Source organism: Pseudooceanicola aquaeponti, assembly GCF_050897975.1.
GTDB lineage: Bacteria > Pseudomonadota > Alphaproteobacteria > Rhodobacterales > Rhodobacteraceae > Pseudooceanicola.
The window spans coordinates 176,736-194,096 of record NZ_JBPAXY010000002.1; the positions used below are offsets into that span (position 1 = coordinate 176,736).

Annotated in this window: 16 protein-coding genes and 1 tRNA gene; 4 read left to right on the forward strand and 13 right to left on the reverse strand. The window is 68.1% G+C overall.

The annotated features are described in order from the left end of the window. Window positions 1-500: 500 nt before the first annotated feature. Window positions 501-576: transfer RNA gene (locus ACRARE_RS04485), tRNA-Ala, on the reverse strand. Window positions 577-740: 164 nt separating this feature from the next. Further along, the gene (locus ACRARE_RS04490; protein WP_432655208.1) at window positions 741-1,067 is read right to left on the reverse strand and encodes a TIGR02300 family protein; all 327 of its coding nucleotides are present in this window, start codon (window positions 1,065-1,067) and stop codon (window positions 741-743) included. 119 nt (window positions 1,068-1,186) lie between these two features. Between ACRARE_RS04490 and ACRARE_RS04495 the strand changes: the two genes are divergently transcribed. Together ACRARE_RS04495 and ACRARE_RS04500 are read left to right on the forward strand one after the other, a co-directional pair. After that, the gene (locus tag ACRARE_RS04495; protein WP_432655209.1) at window positions 1,187-1,873 is read left to right on the forward strand and encodes a M48 family metallopeptidase; all 687 of its coding nucleotides are present in this window, start codon (window positions 1,187-1,189) and stop codon (window positions 1,871-1,873) included. Window positions 1,874-1,933: 60 nt separating this feature from the next. After that, entirely contained in the window at window positions 1,934-2,581 is a 648-nt protein-coding gene (locus tag ACRARE_RS04500) for a GntR family transcriptional regulator (protein WP_432655210.1), read from the forward strand. Between the two features lie 15 nt (window positions 2,582-2,596). On the opposite strand, the gene ACRARE_RS04505 is transcribed toward ACRARE_RS04500, so the two are convergent. The 11 genes from ACRARE_RS04505 to ACRARE_RS04555 form a co-directional block, all read right to left on the reverse strand. Beyond that, a complete protein-coding gene (locus ACRARE_RS04505; protein WP_432655211.1) occupies window positions 2,597-3,871 on the reverse strand; it encodes a glycerate kinase type-2 family protein in 1,275 nt (424 codons plus the stop codon). Between the two features lie 395 nt (window positions 3,872-4,266). After that, window positions 4,267-5,106, reverse strand: a complete 840-nt coding sequence (locus ACRARE_RS04510) for a metallophosphoesterase family protein (protein WP_432655212.1) — start codon at window positions 5,104-5,106, stop codon at window positions 4,267-4,269. 51 nt (window positions 5,107-5,157) lie between these two features. Beyond that, entirely contained in the window at window positions 5,158-6,174 is a 1,017-nt protein-coding gene (locus tag ACRARE_RS04515) for a diacylglycerol/lipid kinase family protein (protein ID WP_432655213.1), read from the reverse strand. A gap of 130 nt (window positions 6,175-6,304) precedes the next feature. Continuing rightward, window positions 6,305-6,931, reverse strand: a complete 627-nt coding sequence (locus tag ACRARE_RS04520) for a DUF1523 family protein (RefSeq protein WP_432655214.1) — start codon at window positions 6,929-6,931, stop codon at window positions 6,305-6,307. Window positions 6,932-6,942: 11 nt separating this feature from the next. After that, window positions 6,943-7,212, reverse strand: a complete 270-nt coding sequence (locus ACRARE_RS04525) for a hypothetical protein (RefSeq protein ID WP_432655215.1) — start codon at window positions 7,210-7,212, stop codon at window positions 6,943-6,945. Window positions 7,213-7,216: 4 nt separating this feature from the next. Continuing rightward, window positions 7,217-8,614 carry a DUF6638 family protein gene (locus ACRARE_RS04530; protein WP_432655216.1) on the reverse strand — a complete coding sequence of 466 codons (1,398 nt, stop codon included), beginning with the start codon at window positions 8,612-8,614 and terminating at the stop codon, window positions 7,217-7,219. Between the two features lie 3 nt (window positions 8,615-8,617). Beyond that, entirely contained in the window at window positions 8,618-9,424 is an 807-nt protein-coding gene (locus ACRARE_RS04535; RefSeq protein ID WP_432655217.1) for a hypothetical protein, read from the reverse strand. A 297-nt stretch (window positions 9,425-9,721) separates the two neighbouring features. Next, a complete protein-coding gene (locus tag ACRARE_RS04540; RefSeq protein ID WP_432655218.1) occupies window positions 9,722-10,150 on the reverse strand; it encodes a hypothetical protein in 429 nt (142 codons plus the stop codon). Continuing rightward, a complete protein-coding gene (locus ACRARE_RS04545; protein ID WP_432655219.1) occupies window positions 10,147-12,105 on the reverse strand; it encodes an ATP-binding protein in 1,959 nt (652 codons plus the stop codon). Before ACRARE_RS04545 ends, ACRARE_RS04540 begins: the two co-directional genes overlap by 4 nt. Before the next feature lie 69 nt (window positions 12,106-12,174). Further along, on the reverse strand, window positions 12,175-13,305 hold the full coding sequence (locus tag ACRARE_RS04550; RefSeq protein WP_432655220.1) for a hypothetical protein: 1,131 nt from the start codon (window positions 13,303-13,305) through the stop codon (window positions 12,175-12,177). Between the two features lie 124 nt (window positions 13,306-13,429). After that, complete coding sequence (locus ACRARE_RS04555) at window positions 13,430-14,506, reverse strand: hypothetical protein (RefSeq protein WP_432655221.1); 1,077 nt, start codon at window positions 14,504-14,506, stop codon at window positions 13,430-13,432. Between the two features lie 202 nt (window positions 14,507-14,708). Here ACRARE_RS04555 and ACRARE_RS04560 point away from each other — a divergent pair, with 202 nt between their 5' ends. Beyond that, on the forward strand, window positions 14,709-15,698 hold the full coding sequence (locus ACRARE_RS04560; RefSeq protein WP_432655222.1) for a P1 family peptidase: 990 nt from the start codon (window positions 14,709-14,711) through the stop codon (window positions 15,696-15,698). A 64-nt stretch (window positions 15,699-15,762) separates the two neighbouring features. Beyond that, a complete protein-coding gene (locus ACRARE_RS04565; protein ID WP_432655223.1) occupies window positions 15,763-17,238 on the forward strand; it encodes an NAD-dependent succinate-semialdehyde dehydrogenase in 1,476 nt (491 codons plus the stop codon). The last annotated feature ends 123 nt before the right edge of the window (window positions 17,239-17,361 follow it).

Genomic DNA, 17,361 nt, shown 5'->3' on the forward strand with positions numbered 1-17,361 from the left:
GCGGACCGCTGACCACTGGAGCGGGCAAAGCGGGCGCATCGCAGCGCCCCGGGACCGATCACGCGGCCATACAAGGGGCCAATCACCGGCGCCATCACGGGGGCAGAAAGCGCGCCCTGCACCGGCCCGCCCGCCGCCAGGGGCACGCCCCGGCGCCCGGTTCCTTGCTGTCCCTGTCGCATCCCACCCTCATCTCGGCTCGGCCCCTCGCCCGGCAGGCCAGCCGTCCCGGCGGCGGCACCGGCGGGCGGCGGGCCTTCCGGCCAGGTCCTCTCTGAGGCGGCGCATCCCGACGCGCCACGCGGCGGAAGGATCCGGCGGATTCGTTAAGATGTCGTTAACCAGCGCAGGGCGGGGCACTCCGCCACCGCCCGCCAAGCCCGGCGCGCAAAGGGCCCGCGCGCAACGGCAAACGGCCCCCGGGCCTGGCGCCGCGACGGCAGATCAAATCGCCCCTGGGGCGTCGTCCCCGAAGGGACATCACTTTGACATAGGGGGATTGGTGGAGCCTAGGGGGATCGAACCCCTGACCTCTTGCATGCCATGCAAGCGCTCTCCCAGCTGAGCTAAGGCCCCGTTCCGCAAGGCCGTTTCGACCTTGTGCGGCGTTCTCTATGGGAAGCCCGGGGCGGGATCAAGCGAAAAATCGCGCCGCGGGGAGGATTTTCTGAAGGGGCCCCTCTGGCCCTGCGGACCGGCCCCCAAATCCCCGTCAGATCATCGAACCGACGGGGGCAGGATCAGCTTTCGTCGTCGTCGCCAGCGACATCGGCCAGTTCGTCGAGCGAGACGTTATCGTCATCGTCATCGTCGTCCAGCAGATCATCATCCAGTTCGACATCGACGTCATCCTCTTCGAGGACGTCCCCATCGTCGGTATTCTCGCGCGCGGCGGCTTTCTTCGACGCGGCATCCTCGGCATCGGCGGCGATCATCCGGCTCTTGCCGGTCTCGACCTCGACGATCTCGCCGGTGTAGGGGCTGACGATCGGGTTCTGGTTCAGGTCATAGAACCGCTTGCCGGTGGTCGGGCAGACGCGCTTCGTGCCCCATTCTTCCTTGGGCATTTCTGGTTCCTTCTTGGCTGACATCACTTGTCCACGATCCGCGCCACCTGCCATAACGGTCCCGATCTATCAAGACCTTTCGGCCGCTCACGCGGGCGCATCACCTGTCGAGGAGCCATATGGGCCAGCATCTGCTGCCGGGCAACCCCCCCATCCCCCTGATTCTGCGTCGCTCGGCCCGGGCGCGCCGAATATCGCTGCGTGTCTCGTCGCTGGACGGGCGGGTCACCCTGACCCTGCCCGCCCGGGTGCCCGAGGACGAGGCCCTGGCCTTTGCCGCCGAGAAAGAGGCCTGGCTGCGCCGCAACCTGTCGCGCCATGCCCCCGCCGAGGTGATCGACCTGGGCACCCGCCTGCCGATCGAAGGCGTGCCGCGGCTGATCTGCATGGGCAGCGGGCGGCGGGTGCGGCTGGCGGGCGACCGGCTGGAGGTGCCCGACCACCGCATCGCCACCCGCCTGGCCGCCTGGGCGCGCGAACTGGCCCGCGACCGGCTGACCGAGGCCTGCGACCGCCACGCCCGCGCCTTGGGCCGCCCCTACAGCCGCCTGACCCTGCGCGACACCCGCTCTCGCTGGGGCAGCTGCACCGCCGATGGCGCGCTGATGTTTTCCTGGCGCCTGATCATGGCGCCGCCCGCGGTGCTGGACTATGTCGCGGCCCATGAGGTGGCGCATCTGGAAGAGATGAACCATTCCAGTGCCTTCTGGGATCTGGTCACGCGGCTCTATGGTGATCACAAACCCGCCCGGCGCTGGCTGAAGACCGAGGGCAACGTGCTGCACCGCTACCGTTTCGAGGCGTAGACAAGGCCTCGCGCCGCCTGGGCGCTTGACGACGGGCGCCCCTGTGATCACATATCCCCCATGTTGATCCAGACCCGCCCCGATCCCTCGCCTTCGGCCCATGACCGCGTCTATCGCGGGCTGCGCACCCGCATCATGCATGGCGAGATCCCCCCCGGGCAGGCCCTAACCCTGCGCGGCATCGGCAAGGAATACGGCGTGTCGATGACGCCCGCGCGCGAGGCGGTGCGGCGGCTGGTGGCCGAGGGCGCGCTGCTTTTGTCCTCTTCGGGCCGGGTGTCGACCCCGGATCTGTCGAATGAGCGGATCGAAGAGCTGGCGGCGCTGCGTGCCCTGATCGAGGTCGAACTGGCCTCGCGCGCCCTGCCCCGCGCCCATATGGCGCTGATCGACCGGTTGCAGACGATCAACGGCACCATCGCCGATGCGGTGCGCGCCCATGACCCGGTGGGCTATATCCGCACCAATCTGGAGTTTCACCGCACCCTTTACCTGCGCGCCCAAGCGCCCGCGATGCTGGCGATGACGGAAACGGTCTGGCTGCAACTGGGGCCGACCATGTGCAAGCTCTACGGTCGGATGCGGCGCAGCGAGGCGCCGCATTTCCACCGCCATATCATCGCCGCGCTGAAGGCCGGGGATGAGCCGGGGCTGCGCCTGGCGGTGCGCTCTGACGTGACCCATGGGCTGCGGATGCTGGCCACCTGAGGGCGGCCCGCCGCCTCACTTCACCCAGATCGCCCTGAAATCATTGACATTCGTGCCGGTCGGCCCGGGGGCAAAGATGGCGCCCGCCGCCTCGAAGGCGGTGAAGGCATCATTGCCCGACAGGGCCGCCGCCGGATCGACGCCCGCGGTTCGCATCGCGGCGGCGGTCTCGCCATCGGCAAAGGCGCCCGCGTTGTCCTCGGAACCGTCGATGCCGTCGGTATCGGCGGCCAGGGCCAGCAGGCCCTCCATCCCCTCGATCTCCAGCGCCAGGGACAGAAGGAACTCGGTGTTGCGCCCGCCGCGCCCCTTGTGGCGCAGGGTCACCGTCGTCTCGCCCCCCGACAGGATCAGCACCGGGGCGCGGAAGGGCCGCCCCTTCAGGCGCACTTCGCGGGCGATGGCGGCCTGGACACGCGCCACCTCGCGGGCCTCGCCCTCCATCGCGTCCGACAGGATGACGGCGGGCAGCCCCTCGGCCTCGGCCAGGGCGGCAGCGGCCTCGAGCGAGCGGGCGGCCGAGGCGATCACATGCACCTCGTTGCGGGCAAAGACCGGGTCGGCGGGGTCGGGGGCATCCTCGGGGGCGCTGTCGAGGAAGTCCTGCACCCGCTGCGGCACGGGGATGTTATGGGTCCGGATCGCCGCCATAGCCTCGGCGCGGCCCTTGGCGCAGGGCACCGTAGGGCCCGAGGCCACCTGCGCCGGGTCATCGCCCGGCACGTCCGACACGATCAGCGAGACCACCCGTGCAGGTGCTGCGGCGGCGGCCAGCCGCCCGCCCTTCACCGCCGAGACCTGCTTGCGGATCGCATTCATCGCCGAGATCGGCGCGCCCGAGTGCAAAAGCGCGGTGTTCAGCGCCTGTTCATCCTCCAGGCTGAGGCCCGCGGGCGGCGCGGCCAGCAGGGCCGAGCCGCCGCCGGTGATCAGCGCCACCACCAGATCCTCCTCGGTCAGCCCCGAGAGCAGATCCAGAAGCCGCGCAGTGGCGGCGGCACCGGCGGCATCGGGCACCGGATGGGCGGCCTCCAGCACCTCCAGATGGCGGCAGGGGGCGGCATAGCCGTAGCGGGTGACGATCAGCCCCTCGGGCGGCGGGTTGCCCGCCGCCTCCCAGGCCGCCTCGAAGGCCTGAGCCAGCTGCGCCGCCCCCTTGCCCGCACCGATGACCACGGTGCGCCCGCGCGGCGCCTTGGGCAGATGGCCCGCCAGGGCCAGGCCCGGGTCGGCGGCGGCCACGGCGGCGTCGAACAGGCGGGTCAGGAAGGCGCGGTCGTCGGGCGTCATGGCTCTCTCCGGATCTCTTGGCATCAGCTTAGCAGCCCGCCGGGGAAGGACCAGCCCCGAAGCGGACCGGACGCGGAGGGGGCGGGTCTGGTGATCACCGGCGTGGCAGGGGTAGCTGTCGCGCCCCTTTATCGCCCGTGCCGGGCGATGCCTGCCTAGCGGAGATATTTTTGGCAATGAGAAGAGCAAGGGGGGCGGCGCCTGAAAGCCCCGAGGGCACCCCGGCTGTGACCCAGGCCAACCGGGCGCGGCGCACCCGTTGGCGGACGTTTCAGCCGGGGAGAGGCCTGGGCTTTCACGTGCGCCACCCCTTATCCTTCTCATTGCCAGAAATATCCCGGTGGGAATTGAGCCGCAGGCTCAAGGGGGGGCAGAGCCCCCTCTCCATCTCGCCCTCAGGCGCAGCGGCGGGACAGGGCGGCGGCGCCGGGGGCGGCGGGCTGGCGGGCCCAGGCGGCACCGTCGCGACGAAAGAGCGAGGAAGCCTCGGGCGCGAAGACCGCCCCCGGCCCCTGACCGCGCGCGCCCCAGGTGGTGACGCGCAGTGCGCCGCTCTCTTCCCAATCCAGCAGGTTGAAGGTGTTCGCCTCGCCCCGGGTGCGCGAGGACAGCCCGGTGCCCGCCTGCACGAAAAGCAGGCCCGGGGCTGCACGGAAGGGCGCCGAAGAGGCGCGGTGCAGATGCCCCGACAGCACCACGTCGGCGCCGCAATCCGACAGCTGGGTCAGCGCCGCGCGCGCCCCCCGGGTCAGGCGCTTGTCCACGTTGGCCCCATGTTCCAGCGGGTGGTGCACCACCACCACCGACAGCGCCGCCGGGTGCGCGTCCAGGCGCCGCGCCACCCGATCGCGCGCCCGGGACGAGAACCGCCCCTGCTGCCAGGCCAGCGGGTTGACCGTATTCACCCCCACCACCGTCATTTGCCCGTCGCTGTAGACCGGCTCTGTCTCGGCGTCGATATAGCGGCGATAGCGGCGGAAGGGCGCCAGCAGCCGCTCGACCGGGCGGTCCAGCGGCGTGTCGTGGTTGCCCGGCACCGACAGCACCGGCACCGACAGCTGCGCCAGGAAGGCCTGGGCCCGGCGGAACTGGTCGTGCCGCGCCCGCTGGGTGAAATCGCCCGAGACCACCAACAGGTCGGGCCGGTTGCGGGCGATGGCGGCCAGAAGCGGCGCCTCGAGATCCGGGCGGGCGCGGCCGAAATGCAGGTCGGACAGGTGCAGGATGCGTTTCATCTGGGGCTCTCCGAAAGGGTCGGCGGGACGGGCGGCAGGGGGCGGGCGGGCTCAGGCGGCCTTGTCCGGGGGGAGGCCCGCCTCGCGCCGGGCGGCGGGCAGCAGGATCGTCAGCGGCTGGTCGGCCATGGCGAAGTCAAAGGGGCTGCGGTCGCGCCGCTTCTCGCCGTCGAAGGCCAGAAGCGGACGGCGGCGCGCGGTTTCGACCCGGACCCTTTCGGCCTCGACCAGGTGATAATCGCGCCCCTCTTGCATGGTCCGGGTCACCAGCCGCCAGGCCAGGCGGAAGAGCGCGGCGCGGCTGTGCCCGCGCCCGATCAGCAGGGCCAGGTGATCGCGCTGGATCGCCTCGGCCCCCGCCAGGTGGAACCGCTCCAGCTGGTAGGCGGACCGGGCCACGAAAAGCAGCGGCGTGCGATAGCTGCGCCGCCTGCCATCGGCCAGGGTCAGGGTCAGCTGCATCGGCCGCTGGAATCGCCAGAAGGTGCGCAGCACCGACCAATGGGCCATCAGGCGGCGGCGCCCGAAGCGGCGATAGACATCCTCGCGTTCCTTCAGGATCGAGGGGTAGATCCCCAGCGAGGCGTTGTTGAGAAAGATCTGACCGTTGACCGCCCCCACCCGGATGGCCCGACGTTCGGCGCCCAGCAGGGCGCGGGCGGCCTCTTCGGGGGTTTCCGACAGGCCGAGGCCCCGGGCGAAATAGTTGAAGGTGCCCAGGGGCAGCACCGCCAGGGCCGCATCGCGACCCGCCATGGCATCAGCCAGGGCCATGGCCGTGCCGTCGCCGCCTGCTGCCACCACGGTGCGGACACCGGCGGCGATCTCTTCCTCCAGAATGGCGTTCAGCGCCCGGTCATCGCCGGGCGACCAGTGGCGCAGCCGGGCGCCGGCCTCCTCCAGCACCGCCAGGGCGCGGCGGATGGCGTCGCTGTCGCGGGCATTGGTGCCCGAGGCCTCGTTGGCGATGACCAGGAAGGGGCCGTTCTGCGATTGGCCAGGCTGGGCCGGGGCCGAGGCATCGGGGGCTTCCGCCCGGTCGGGGTCGATTGCGATTGCCTGAGCCAAGCCTTGCCCTCCGGTCCGGATGTCGCTGCGGGATCTGCTGGCAGGTCAACGCGGCAGGGGGCAAAAGGTTCATCCGCCCGTCCGGGGTGCGGGCGGGATCCCGGGGCCAGAGAGCACCCCGGGACAGCCGTCATTTCTTCTTGCGCCAGCTTGACAGCCAGCCAGAGACGCGGCCGCGCCCCTCGTCCCAGCTGTCTTCGACATTCTCGACCACCGGGTCGATGCGGCGTTCGCGGAAGCGGATCCAGCGCACCCGGATGGCCCAGCAGATGGCGGCGAAGACCAGCAGAATGATGATGTTCAGCCAGGGGATCAGGGTCACATCGGGGCTGTCGACCCCGCGCACGCCCACGGCATTGGGGAAGATCGAGATGAACTCGTTCCGCCAGCCGTAATGGGTCACCACCACCCATTGCGGATTGGCCGAGGTCGAGCGCAGGTCGGCGGCCTCGGTTTGCAGGTTGTTGGTGTCGAACTTGAAGTACGGCGGCCAGCCCCAGCCGGTATCCTCGTTGCGATAGACCATCGGGCGGCCGTTCTCGCGGATCGTCTGGATGAAGAAGACGTCGCGGTTCACCGTGCCGGTGGCATTGCCGGTATCGGCCTTGGCCCAGAACAGCGAGTTCTCGCCGAAATCGACCCGCCGTTCGAAGGTGTCAGTGATCCGCACGATGTCGCGCTGCGGCAGGGTGTAGTGGAAGAAGGCCGCGATCAGCAGCCAGAAGACGGCCCAGAGGGCCCATTTCACGTAGCGCATGGCGATCTCCCTTACATGAAGTTCACGAGATAGATGATGAAGCCCACGATCACCACCGGCAGGATGTAGATCAGCAGGATCAATTTGCGGCGCAGGGAATCGTCGTAATCGTCCAGCCCCCGTTCCACATAGTCCGAGCGTTCGCCGGGGCGACCCTCTTCCTCCCAGTCGCGGATCAGCTTGCGCCGCCGCACCTGCCGCGACCAGATCGAGATCACCACATAGGCCACGGTCATCACGACGAAGGCGACCAGGGCCAGGCGGACAAAGGCAAAGACCATCGGCTTACTTCCTTTCGCGGATCACGGCGCCCCAGGGGCCGACGATGGGGATCGGATCGGGCGCCGGGCTGGAGGTGTTGCGCGACCAGGGTCCGGTGCGCCGGGCGGGCGCCGTGGCGGCGGGCGTGGGCGCGGGCGGCGGGTCGTCATGGCCAAAGAGCGCCTCGCGCGTGCCCGCCTTGTCGGCCAGGTAATCACGCGCCAGAAAGTCGGCCACATAGCTTTTCTTGGTCTCGCTCCAGCCGCGATAGAGGCTGTAGAACAGCTCCTTGTGGCAGATGAACAGCTGCCGCACGTCCTTTTGCGCCAGTTCCGACAGCAGCATGTTCACCAGGTCGCGGTCCGGCGTGTCGGCGGCGCGCAGCAGGTAGAAATAGGCCGGGTCGTCGGGCGAGTGGCGCGGGCGGCGGCCGCCCTCTTCCAGCCAGGCGACGACGCGGCGGATCTGGTGGTATTCCTCGGGCAGCCGCTCGGCATTGTCGCGGGCCAGGGCGCGCAGGTCGCGGGCGGTGGCGCCCGCGAGGTCCAGCCCGCCATCCTGGGCCGCATCGACCACGATGAAATCCATCTTCTGGCGCAGCACCCGGGCCGCATCGACCCCATGGGCCGTGGCCAGCGGCTGCACCAGCCCGTTGCCGTGCAGCCAGGCGGCCACGTCGCGCGGGTCGGTCATGTCGACCAGGGGCAGCGGCGGCTTGCCAAGGGCGCCCGGGTCGCGGGCCAGCAGGGCCGGGTTGTCGCAATCGGAGAACAGGTAGACGCCGCCCAGATGCGAGGTCCAGAAATTGTCCTGGCTGAAGGCGGTGTGTTTCAGGCGGATCGGGTTACGCGTCACGTCGCCGGTCTTGCGCGCCAGGGCGATCATCTCGTCGATCAGCGCGTCATCGAACCAGGCGTCCTCTTCGTCGAGGAAGCGTTCGGCGCGCGCGGCCAGCGCCTCGGCATCGCGCAGGGTGCCGGTGGTGGTGTCGGCCTCGATGGTCAGGCGGCGCAGATCCATCAGCTTGGCCGCGCTGTCGACGTCGAAGACCCCGTTCACCATCTCGCCCGCCACCGCGTCGCGGGCGGTCAGCGCAAACAGCTGCGCCTCGTTGCGGTCGATGAACTGGCGCAGCAGGGTCCGGGTGGAGGAAAAGCGCGCGTTCAGCAGGGGTGCCGATTTCTGCCGCGTGCTGAGCAGGATGATCTGCCGGTTCACCCCGTTGCGGTTGAGGTAATTCGGATCGCCCAGTTCGTCCGCCACCTCGGGGGAATAGCCCGAGATGTCGATGGCGAACTCGGTCAGCGCGGTGCGTTTGCCGGTCAGATGGTGGAGCGCACGGTTATACCGCTCGACCAGCGCGGGGGTATCGACGCGGGTGAGGTTGGCGAACATCAGGCCGGTTTGGATGAGGCGGTTCATGGTCTATTGCGCTCCTGACTCGCCCCAAAGCGAGTCGTTGTTCACAGCTTTCTCGATACCTCTCGTGCCCTCTTGGATGCAAATCAGCCGGAGATAGGCTTGCATTGCGCCGGAGGCCTGCGGTTCCAATTCTAGAATAGCATTGAGCTTTTCGAGAAGCTCCCGCGCAAGGCGCCTATCTCCCTCTGAAGGGCAGGCACGCAGTCTGCTGAAGGTCAACGCTTCGTAAATAATCGCATAGTTACGAGCGACGCTGTGAAAGCGCGTCCACATTTCATCTTGTGCGTAGCTCGTGCGATGATCTCCTGAGAGCAGTTTCGCCGACACTTCTTGATCGCCTTTGTCGTTGTCGGCCATGATTCTCCAGTTAAGCCGTGCAACCCCAGCGATCCGGTTCATGAAGTAGAAAACTTCCTCAAGTCGACCGTCGATTTCCTTGTCGGCCCGATCTTCGCGCCGTTGCTTTTGCTCTTCCTCGAAAATAGCCGCCTGCGACTTCATAGCATTCAGTTGCTTGTCTTGGACCTCGCGTGCGAGCTCCAACTCAGCGCGCTGCTCCTTCAGTTCATTCTTCTGAATGAAGGCCGTGACGATCAGCCAGAGGAAGGCGAGAGAGGCGGCGAGTCCGGCGAGGGCGTCTCCCATGGAATTCAGAGGCAGAGACCAGAACTCTGCGGCTCTTGTGCCGGCGTTTTCCGGCGCTGGCTGCACAGCAAGCCAGAGAATAAACAGGAGAACCGCGAGGCTACCGAGAATACCAAACCATATCGGTGTGAACTTCTGCCCCGGGTCTTTGGTTTCGGGCTTCATCCTCTCCCCCCTCCACTTGTCCCGCCCGGCGGGCACCGCCGGGCAGCGCCCGACCCGCCCCGTTTCGCCGCAGGCGAACCTTCGGTTCGACGGGCGGGCGCTACACGCCCCCCCTCGGGTCCGGCGCTGCCCTCAGTTCTGTGGGTCGACGGTTGGGTCATGGGCGGCCTCTCTGGATCTTGGCGGGCGCAACCAACGTAGGGTGCAGCACTGACCCAACGATGGCCCCCGCCCCCGACTGCCCGAAAGCGACGGCGGCTTCCCTCGCCCCCCCCACACACCACCGACCCCAACCCCTCAGACATCCGCGCCCCCTTCCACGCTCTGCCAGCAGCGCAGCGTCACGGTGGTCATCAGCGCCAGCACCGCCGCGCCCACGACGAAGGCGTAGAACAGCAGCTCGGCCAGGGCGGCCAGCAGGAAGACCCAGAAGGTGAACAGGACCGAGGCCGCCGCCTCGATCCCCGTTTCGGGCGCGGGCGGCAGGTCGAAACCGATCAGCCAGCCGGTCAGGGCGGGCGAGAGCAGCGCCGCGCCCAGCGACAGGGCCAGCACCAGCGCCCCGGCGCCCGCACGCTTGGCCATCAGGCCGCCGGGGGTCACCGGCAGCAACCGCGCGAGCCGGGCACAGGCCCAGACCCCCGCCCCCAGCAGGATCGCCAGCGCCGCCAGCCCGGGCAGGGCCTCGGCGAAGGTATAGGCGACCAGGGGGCGGGGCTCGCTCATCCCTCGCGCTCCTTCAAATACCGCCGCTTGGCCTCTTCCGTCCGGCCCATGTCGCGCACCATGGCGTCGATGGCCGCCGCATCCGACTTGTCGGCATAGCGGAATTCGCTGTCGGCGTAGCGGTTGATCTCTTGCACCACCATTTCGACGGTGATCGGCTGGCGCAGCTCTTCGATCATGGCGCGTTTGGTGTCGTAGGGCTGGAAGAGGAACAGATCGGGCTCTTCCATCCATTCGTCGGGCAGTTCGAAATCCATCGCCCGGACCTTCACCGCATCGGTGATGTTCTTGATCGCCCGGCCGGTGAAGCGCGGGTCGGCCTCCTGGATCGCCTTCAGGTAGCTGCCCAGCTTGGCGATCGTGTCCAGCGGGCCGGTGCGGCGCTGGATCTCGTCATAGACCTCGATCAGCTGCGCCTCTTTGGGCCGCGCGTGGCTGGCGAAGCTTTCGGCGACGGCGCGCTTGATCTCCTGCGCGGCGTAAAGCTCGTGATCGCCCAGGGGGATCTCGTGCCGCTTGCCCAGAAGCAGCGCCAGGATGTCGACGTAATCGTCGCGGGTCTGCGGGCCATCGACCAGGAAGCGGGCCCCGGCGCGCTGGCGCAGGGCGTCGTCGACGTTCTCGGGGTAGTTCGAGAACATGCCGAAGGTGCAATTGCCGCGCACCACGGTATTGGCGCCGGCAAAGCTCTCCATCAGCACGGCGGTGATCTCTTGCTGCCCGGCCGAGGACTGCCGGTCACCGCGCTTGCCCGCGATCTGGTCGATGTCGTCGATGGTGCCGAAACCGATCACGGCGGGGTCCAGGATGTCGGTGATGAAGGCCTTGGCGTTCTGCCCCGACTTGCCCTGATAGCTGTCGATGTTCTCGGTCGAGAGGTTGCGATAGCGGAAGGGGTAACCGGCGGTCTGGCAGTAGTCGTTCAGCAGGCCTGCCATCATCTGGATCAGGGTGGTCTTGCCGGTGCCCGGCATCCCGTCGCCCATGAAGGTGAAGATGAAGCCGCCCAGTTCCGCGAAGGGGTTCAGCTTGCGGTCGAAATCATAGGCCATCAGCATCTTGGCCAGCTTCATGGCCTGATACTTGGCAATATGGTTGCCCACCACCTCATGCGGCTTCTTGAAGGTCATCACCAGCTGGGTGGATTTCGTATGCGCGGCGGGGGTGAAGCCACGGATCGTCAGGTCGTCGGCCTCTACCCGCCAGGTGGCGGCGGTGAAGGCGCCAAGATGGGGGTGGCTGTCGGCGCGCAGGGCGGTCTTTTCCATCACCAGGGCGCAGAAGGCGGTGACCGTGGGCACCAGTTTCTCTTCGTCACCGGCAGCGAAGGCGGTCAGCTTCTGGTCCAGCTCCCACAGCAGGCCTTGCAGGGCCAGGGGGGCGTTGTCGGTCAGGATCTCTTCGGCCTCGCCGGGATCGACGGTGATCTCGCCCATCTGCGCCGACAGCAGGTAGGACAGGGCATTGGCGGTGACATGCAGCTGCAACAGCGCCTGGGCGGCCAGCAGTTCCGAGAATTCGGCCATGCGGTCGCGCGGCAGGCTGCCGCCCAGATTGGCCGCCTTCAGCTCGGTCAGGGGCGTGGCATCGGCGAAACCCTCGCCCAGGGCCATGGCCACGGCCAGGGCGCGGCGGATGGCGCGGGCCACGGCGGCCTGGCGCGGCGAGGTCAGCGGGTCGTCACCGTCACAAAGCGCGATGGTCTCCAGCAGATGCACACCGCCCGCCGGGCCGGTGCGCCGCGTGGTCAGCCCCGGCGTGGTCGAGCGGAAGCGGCGGCGCGTCGCCCCGATGCCGGGCGAGCGTTCTTCCGCCCGACCGGGCGTCGCAGCGCTGGCCAGGGCCCGGGCGATGCGCGGGGCGTGGTCGAACCCCTCTAGCAGCGCCTCGGCGGCGGGGTAGTGGCTGCGGATCTCCTCCTCGCGCAGCTCCATCTGGTCTCCGGTCAGGCTCATCTGGGCCCTCCCCCTTCTTTCCGTGTCAAAATATCCCCGCCCAGAGGGCAGGTCTGAAATTCCGGCGCCTCAGTAGCGCAGCACGCGGTCGCCCGCGCCGACCACGAACTTGCGGATGCGGGCAAAGCCCGGCGGGTTCATCTCGGACAGCACCTGGAAGGGCCGGGCGGGCAGGATCAGCGCCCGATCCTGTGAGGTGGCGCCGGTTTCGGCCCCGCCCGACAGGGGGTCGAGGGCGAAGATCTCGCGCTCGACCTGGCCGAACCAGCCGCTTTTTTCCGTCTTCACCCGTTCCGAGAGCAGCTCTTCCGAGGTCCAGGCCAGGGCCCAATCCTCGCCCTCGGCGCCGCCCGCCCCCTCCAGCACGTCGCGGATGGGACCGGACTGGCGGGTGAAGGCATGGGAATACATCGGGCCGATGTGGATCCGGCGCAGGCGCTTTGGGTGCAGGTCGGCGAAATCGGTGTCGAACCCCTGGGCGATGGTCAGCAGTTTCAGCCCGCCCAGGCTTTGCGCCACCAGATGGGCCTGGACCTGGGGCCAGCGGCCCTGGTCCTTGGGCAGGCCGGTCCGGCCGGTATCCTCGACCTCCATCAGGTAGATCACCGGCAGGTTGGTGCCGCTGTCGTAGACCGACCAATGCAGCAGATAGCGCCGCCGCGCGCCGCCCTTGCCGCCCAGGTTCTCCAGCCACAGCGCCTCGGGGTCGTTGCGCGGCCAGAACAGATCGCCGCGCGCCAGTTCCTCGTAATAGAGGCGCTGCGACAGGGCGAACTGGGTCTTGGTAGGCAGGGCATGATCCGAAAGGATCTGATCCAGCATCTGCCGCTTCAGCGCCGCGACCGAGGGCATAGAAGCCAGGTGTTTCCCCGCCTGGCCCGCGTCATTGGCCATCACCATCAACTCTTGCGCGGCGGGAAAGCCGCTTTCGTGGTTGTCGATGGTCAGCGAGCCGAAGAAACGCCCCGTGTCGCGCCCCGCCAGCAGGTATTTCATCGACAGGGCGCGGAAGGTGAAGGTCAGCGCCGAGATATGGCGCGCCAGCACCTCGGTCTCGGCCTCGCTGAGGGTCTTTTCGGCCCGCATGGCCCCGGCCACATGGGCCAGGTGGCCCATGATCGCCTCAAACTTGCGGAAGTAGCGGCGGGAGGCATGGGGGTCTGTGATCCCCACGCGGTCGTTCCCTTGGTCCTGTTGCATGGCACCCCGGCCTTGGTGGTCGTCCTTTGGGCCCGGCCCCTGGGCTCAGGCCCCGGCGGCGAGAGGGACGGCGGGCGGGGCGCCGCTCCCGCAGGGGAGCGCGCGTCGCACCGCCCGGCCCGCCTCAGGCGCCGTAAAGGTTCTTGTCGTGTTTCTCGACGATCTTCTGGAAGCGGCGGGCGAAACGCTCGTCGGCCTTGGCCTTGGCGGCCAGCACGTCGCGGGCAAAGACCATCTGGCCCTCGTGGGCCTCCATCATGTCGGCCATGCGCGAGTTGGTCGCGGCGCCGATCTGCGCCATGGCCTGCTGCGCCTGCTTGTCGGTCTCGACCCCGATCTCGTTGATCCGGTGCGCCACTTCCTGCTGCTGCGCGGTCTTCAGCGACTTGGTCAGCGCGTCATACAGCACAACCCGCTGATTGGTGTCGGTCTTCAGCTTGTTGATCAGCACCATCTGCGTGGCCGCCTGGTTCTGCAAGGAATCGACCCAGGTCTTGCCCTTCTCGATATAGCGCTCCAGCGTCTGCGACTTGGCGATCTTCACCTGTTCGTCCTGCACCAGCTCGTTATAGCGGGTATTCAGCGCCGCCAGTTCCGATTCCAGCTTGGTGCGCGCCGCCGCGTCCTGTTCCACCGCGATCTTGTTCTCAACCTCGATGATCTTCGGATCCATGTCGGTAATTTCCGAGCGCACATCCTCCAGTCCCTGCACCGTCGCCTCGCGTTCGTCCAGGGTGGCGGTCAGGTTGGCCTCGACCTTGTCCTTCTGCTCTTCCAGCACGGCCAGCTGGCCTTCCAGCAGCTTGGTGATCGTGTCGGACTTGGCGATCAGGTCCTGCAGCTTGTCGTCGATGCTGGCGGTGCGGATCCGCTCTTGGCGCATGTTGTCCGACTTCGCCTTCGAGAAGATGCCGACGAAGCTTTCCCAGCCGGTCTTGCCGCGCATCTCGTCGAAGTCCTTCGAGAACTGCGCCGTCACATCGTCCAGGCCCATGATCAGCTCGGCGATATTGGCATTCATCGTCTCGGTATGGGCGTGCACATCGTCCAGGGTGGCGTTCTCGATCTCGATCGAGACATCCTCGCCGGTGCCCATCTTGGCGCGCGCCGCCTCGATGCGGCCGGTCAGCTCGGAAATCTTCGATTGCGCCTCGGCAACCTCTTTCTGGCTCTGCTGAAGCTGGGCCTCGAAACTCGACATGGCGTCCTCCGTCGGAAATATCGTCAAGTATATGGGGCGAGTTAATCGGATTTACATCCGCCTGTCTGCCCCCGGCTGGAAATTCGCTCTCTCTTTTCATGCGGCTTCGGCGGCGGCAACACAAGCGGCTTTGGCCGTTGCGGCCCCCGCGCCGGCGGGATTTAGTGCGCATCGCAAACACAGGAATGAAGGAGTGGCGGCGATGCGCAACGCGATCACCGATGTCGAGGGGCTGCTGGTCGGCCAGGCCCAGGATCTGACGGTGAAGACGGGGGTGACCGTGCTGACCGCCGAGGCCCCCTTCACCGCCGCCGTGCACGTCATGGGCGGCGCGCCCGGCACCCGCGAAACCGACCTGCTGGCCCCCGACAAGACGGTGCAACAGGTGGATGCGCTGGTCCTTTCGGGCGGCTCGGCCTTTGGTCTGGATGCGGCGGGCGGCGTGGCCGATGCGCTGCGCGCCGACGGGCGCGGCTTTCAGGCCGGGCCGGTGCGGGTGCCCATCGTGCCCGGCGCGATCCTGTTTGATCTGATCAACGGCGGCGACAAGGAGTGGGACGAGAACCCCTACAAGGCGCTTGGCCGCGCCGCCTATGCCGCGCGCGGGTTGGACGTGGCCCTGGGCAGCGAAGGCGCGGGCACCGGCTGCGTCACCGCAGGGATCATGGGCGGGCTGGGCAGCGCCTCGGTCCGGCTGCCCTCGGGCCATGTGGTGGCCGCACTGGTGGCGGTTAACGCCCTTGGCGCGGCCCATGTGGGCGGCACGCGGCATTTCTGGGCTGCCCCCTGGGAAATGGGGGATGAGTTCGGCGGGCTGGGCCTGCCGTCGCAATTCCCCGACCCCCACGCCGCCGTCACCAAGGCCGGCCTGGCGCGTCAGGCCGCCAACCCGCGCGCCAATACCACGATCGGCATCGTCGCCACCGATGCGGATCTGACCCAGGCCCAGGCCAAGCGTCTGGCCACCGCGGCGCACGACGGCTACGCCCGCGCCCTGGTGCCCAGCCATACCCCCGACGACGGCGACCTGATCTTTGCCGCCGCCACCGGCGCCAAGCCCCTGGGCGGCGGGACCGGCTTGCTGGAACTGGGCCACGCCGCCGCCATCTGCATGGCCCGTGCCATCGCCCGCGGCGTCCAGGCCGCCCGCCCCCTGCCCGGCAACCCCTTCCCCTGCTGGTCCGATCTCTGACCCTCTGGTCTTGGCGGCAATCTGCGCTACTCTCCAGCCCGACACGGACCCGAAGGAGAGCCCCATGCCGGACGCCGCCAAGACCGACCTGAAATCCCTGCTGAAGGACCCCTCGCTGCTGGTCGAGGCGGCCTATGTCAACGGCGACTGGATCGCGGGCGACGAGGGCCGCTTCGACGTGGTGAACCCGGCTCGGGGCGATGTGATCGCCCAGGTGGCCGACCTGTCCCGCGCCCAGATCGCCCAGGCCATCGACGCCGCCCATGCGGCGCAAAAGGACTGGGCGCAATGGACCGGCAAGGAACGCGCCCAGGTGCTGCGCCGCTGGTTCGACCTGATGATGGAACACCAGGACGACCTGGGCGCCATCCTGACCGCCGAACAGGGCAAGCCCCTGGCCGAGGCCAAGGGCGAGATCGCCTATGGCGCGGGTTTCATCGAGTTCTTCGGCGAAGAGGCCAAGCGGATCTATGGCGAGACCATCCCCGGCCACCAGCGCGACAAGCGGATCACGGTGATCAAGCAACCCATCGGCGTGGCCGCCTCGATCACGCCGTGGAACTTCCCCAATGCGATGATCACCCGCAAGGCGGGCCCGGCCCTGGCCGCCGGCTGCAGCTTCGTCGCCCGCCCCGCGAAGGAAACGCCCCTCTCGGCGCTGGTGCTGGGCGTGCTGGCCGACCGCGCAGGCATCCCCAAGGGGGTCTTCAACGTGGTCACCTCCTCGCGGTCCTCGGAGGCGGGCAAGGAGTTTTGCGAGAACCCCAAGGTGCGTAAGCTGACCTTCACCGGCTCCACCGAGGTGGGGCGGATCCTGCTGAAACAGGCCGCCGACCAGGTGATGAAATGCTCGATGGAACTGGGCGGCAACGCCCCCTTCATCGTCTTCGACGACGCCGATCTAGACGCGGCGGTCGAAGGCGCCATCACCTGCAAGTTCCGCAACAACGGCCAGACCTGCGTCTGCGCCAACCGAATCTACGTGCAATCGGGCGTCTATGACGCCTTCGCCGAGAAACTGAAGGCCCGCGTCGGCGCCATGAAGGTGGCCGACGGCTTCGCCGAGGGTGCCGAGCTGGGCCCGCTGATCAACGCCGAGGCCGTGGAGAAGGTCGAGGACCACATCGCCGACGCCCGCGCCAAGGGCGCCGAGGTGATCCTGGGCGGTCAGAAGGGCGAGGCGGGCCTCTTCTTCGACCCGACCATCGTCACCGGCGCCACGACCGAGATGAAGTTCTCGACCGAAGAGACCTTCGGCCCCCTGGCGCCGCTGTTCAAGTTCGACACGGTCGAGGAGGTGATCGCGCTGGCCAACGATACGATCTTCGGCCTGGCCAGCTATTTCTACGCCAAGGACCTCAGCCGCGTGACCCAGGTGCAGGAGGCGCTGGAATACGGCATCGTCGGCGTCAACACTGGCCTGATCTCGACCGAGGTCGCGCCCTTCGGCGGAGTGAAGCAATCGGGCCTGGGCCGCGAAGGCAGCCATCACGGCATCGAGGAATTCCTCGAGATGAAATACATCTGTACCTCGGTGTGACACTGGATTCGGCCCTGACGGGCCGAAGCCTCCGGCGGGAGTATTTTGGGCCATCGAATAGGGGAAGTGTGCACTTCTTCCCATTCGATGGCCGGAAATACTATGGGGGAGTCGGCGCAGCCG

What these genes read in the sequence shown, in the direction of transcription:
- ACRARE_RS04510 (WP_432655212.1), bottom strand. Translation starts at nt 5,106, where the DNA reads ATGAAACGCATCCTGCACCTGTCCGACCTGCATTTCGGCCGCGCCCGC.
- ACRARE_RS04490 (WP_432655208.1), bottom strand. Translation starts at nt 1,067, where the DNA reads ATGCCCAAGGAAGAATGGGGCACGAAGCGCGTCTGCCCGACCACCGGC.
- ACRARE_RS04520 (WP_432655214.1), bottom strand. Translation starts at nt 6,931, where the DNA reads ATGCGCTACGTGAAATGGGCCCTCTGGGCCGTCTTCTGGCTGCTGATC.
- ACRARE_RS04525 (WP_432655215.1), bottom strand. Translation starts at nt 7,212, where the DNA reads ATGGTCTTTGCCTTTGTCCGCCTGGCCCTGGTCGCCTTCGTCGTGATG.
- ACRARE_RS04535 (WP_432655217.1), bottom strand. Translation starts at nt 9,424, where the DNA reads ATGAAGCCCGAAACCAAAGACCCGGGGCAGAAGTTCACACCGATATGG.
- ACRARE_RS04565 (WP_432655223.1), top strand. Translation starts at nt 15,763, where the DNA reads ATGCCGGACGCCGCCAAGACCGACCTGAAATCCCTGCTGAAGGACCCC.
- ACRARE_RS04560 (WP_432655222.1), top strand. Translation starts at nt 14,709, where the DNA reads ATGCGCAACGCGATCACCGATGTCGAGGGGCTGCTGGTCGGCCAGGCC.
- ACRARE_RS04530 (WP_432655216.1), bottom strand. Translation starts at nt 8,614, where the DNA reads ATGAACCGCCTCATCCAAACCGGCCTGATGTTCGCCAACCTCACCCGC.
- ACRARE_RS04495 (WP_432655209.1), top strand. Translation starts at nt 1,187, where the DNA reads ATGGGCCAGCATCTGCTGCCGGGCAACCCCCCCATCCCCCTGATTCTG.
- ACRARE_RS04545 (WP_432655219.1), bottom strand. Translation starts at nt 12,105, where the DNA reads ATGAGCCTGACCGGAGACCAGATGGAGCTGCGCGAGGAGGAGATCCGC.
- ACRARE_RS04555 (WP_432655221.1), bottom strand. Translation starts at nt 14,506, where the DNA reads ATGTCGAGTTTCGAGGCCCAGCTTCAGCAGAGCCAGAAAGAGGTTGCC.
- ACRARE_RS04550 (WP_432655220.1), bottom strand. Translation starts at nt 13,305, where the DNA reads ATGCAACAGGACCAAGGGAACGACCGCGTGGGGATCACAGACCCCCAT.
- ACRARE_RS04540 (WP_432655218.1), bottom strand. Translation starts at nt 10,150, where the DNA reads ATGAGCGAGCCCCGCCCCCTGGTCGCCTATACCTTCGCCGAGGCCCTG.
- ACRARE_RS04500 (WP_432655210.1), top strand. Translation starts at nt 1,934, where the DNA reads ATGTTGATCCAGACCCGCCCCGATCCCTCGCCTTCGGCCCATGACCGC.
- ACRARE_RS04505 (WP_432655211.1), bottom strand. Translation starts at nt 3,871, where the DNA reads ATGACGCCCGACGACCGCGCCTTCCTGACCCGCCTGTTCGACGCCGCC.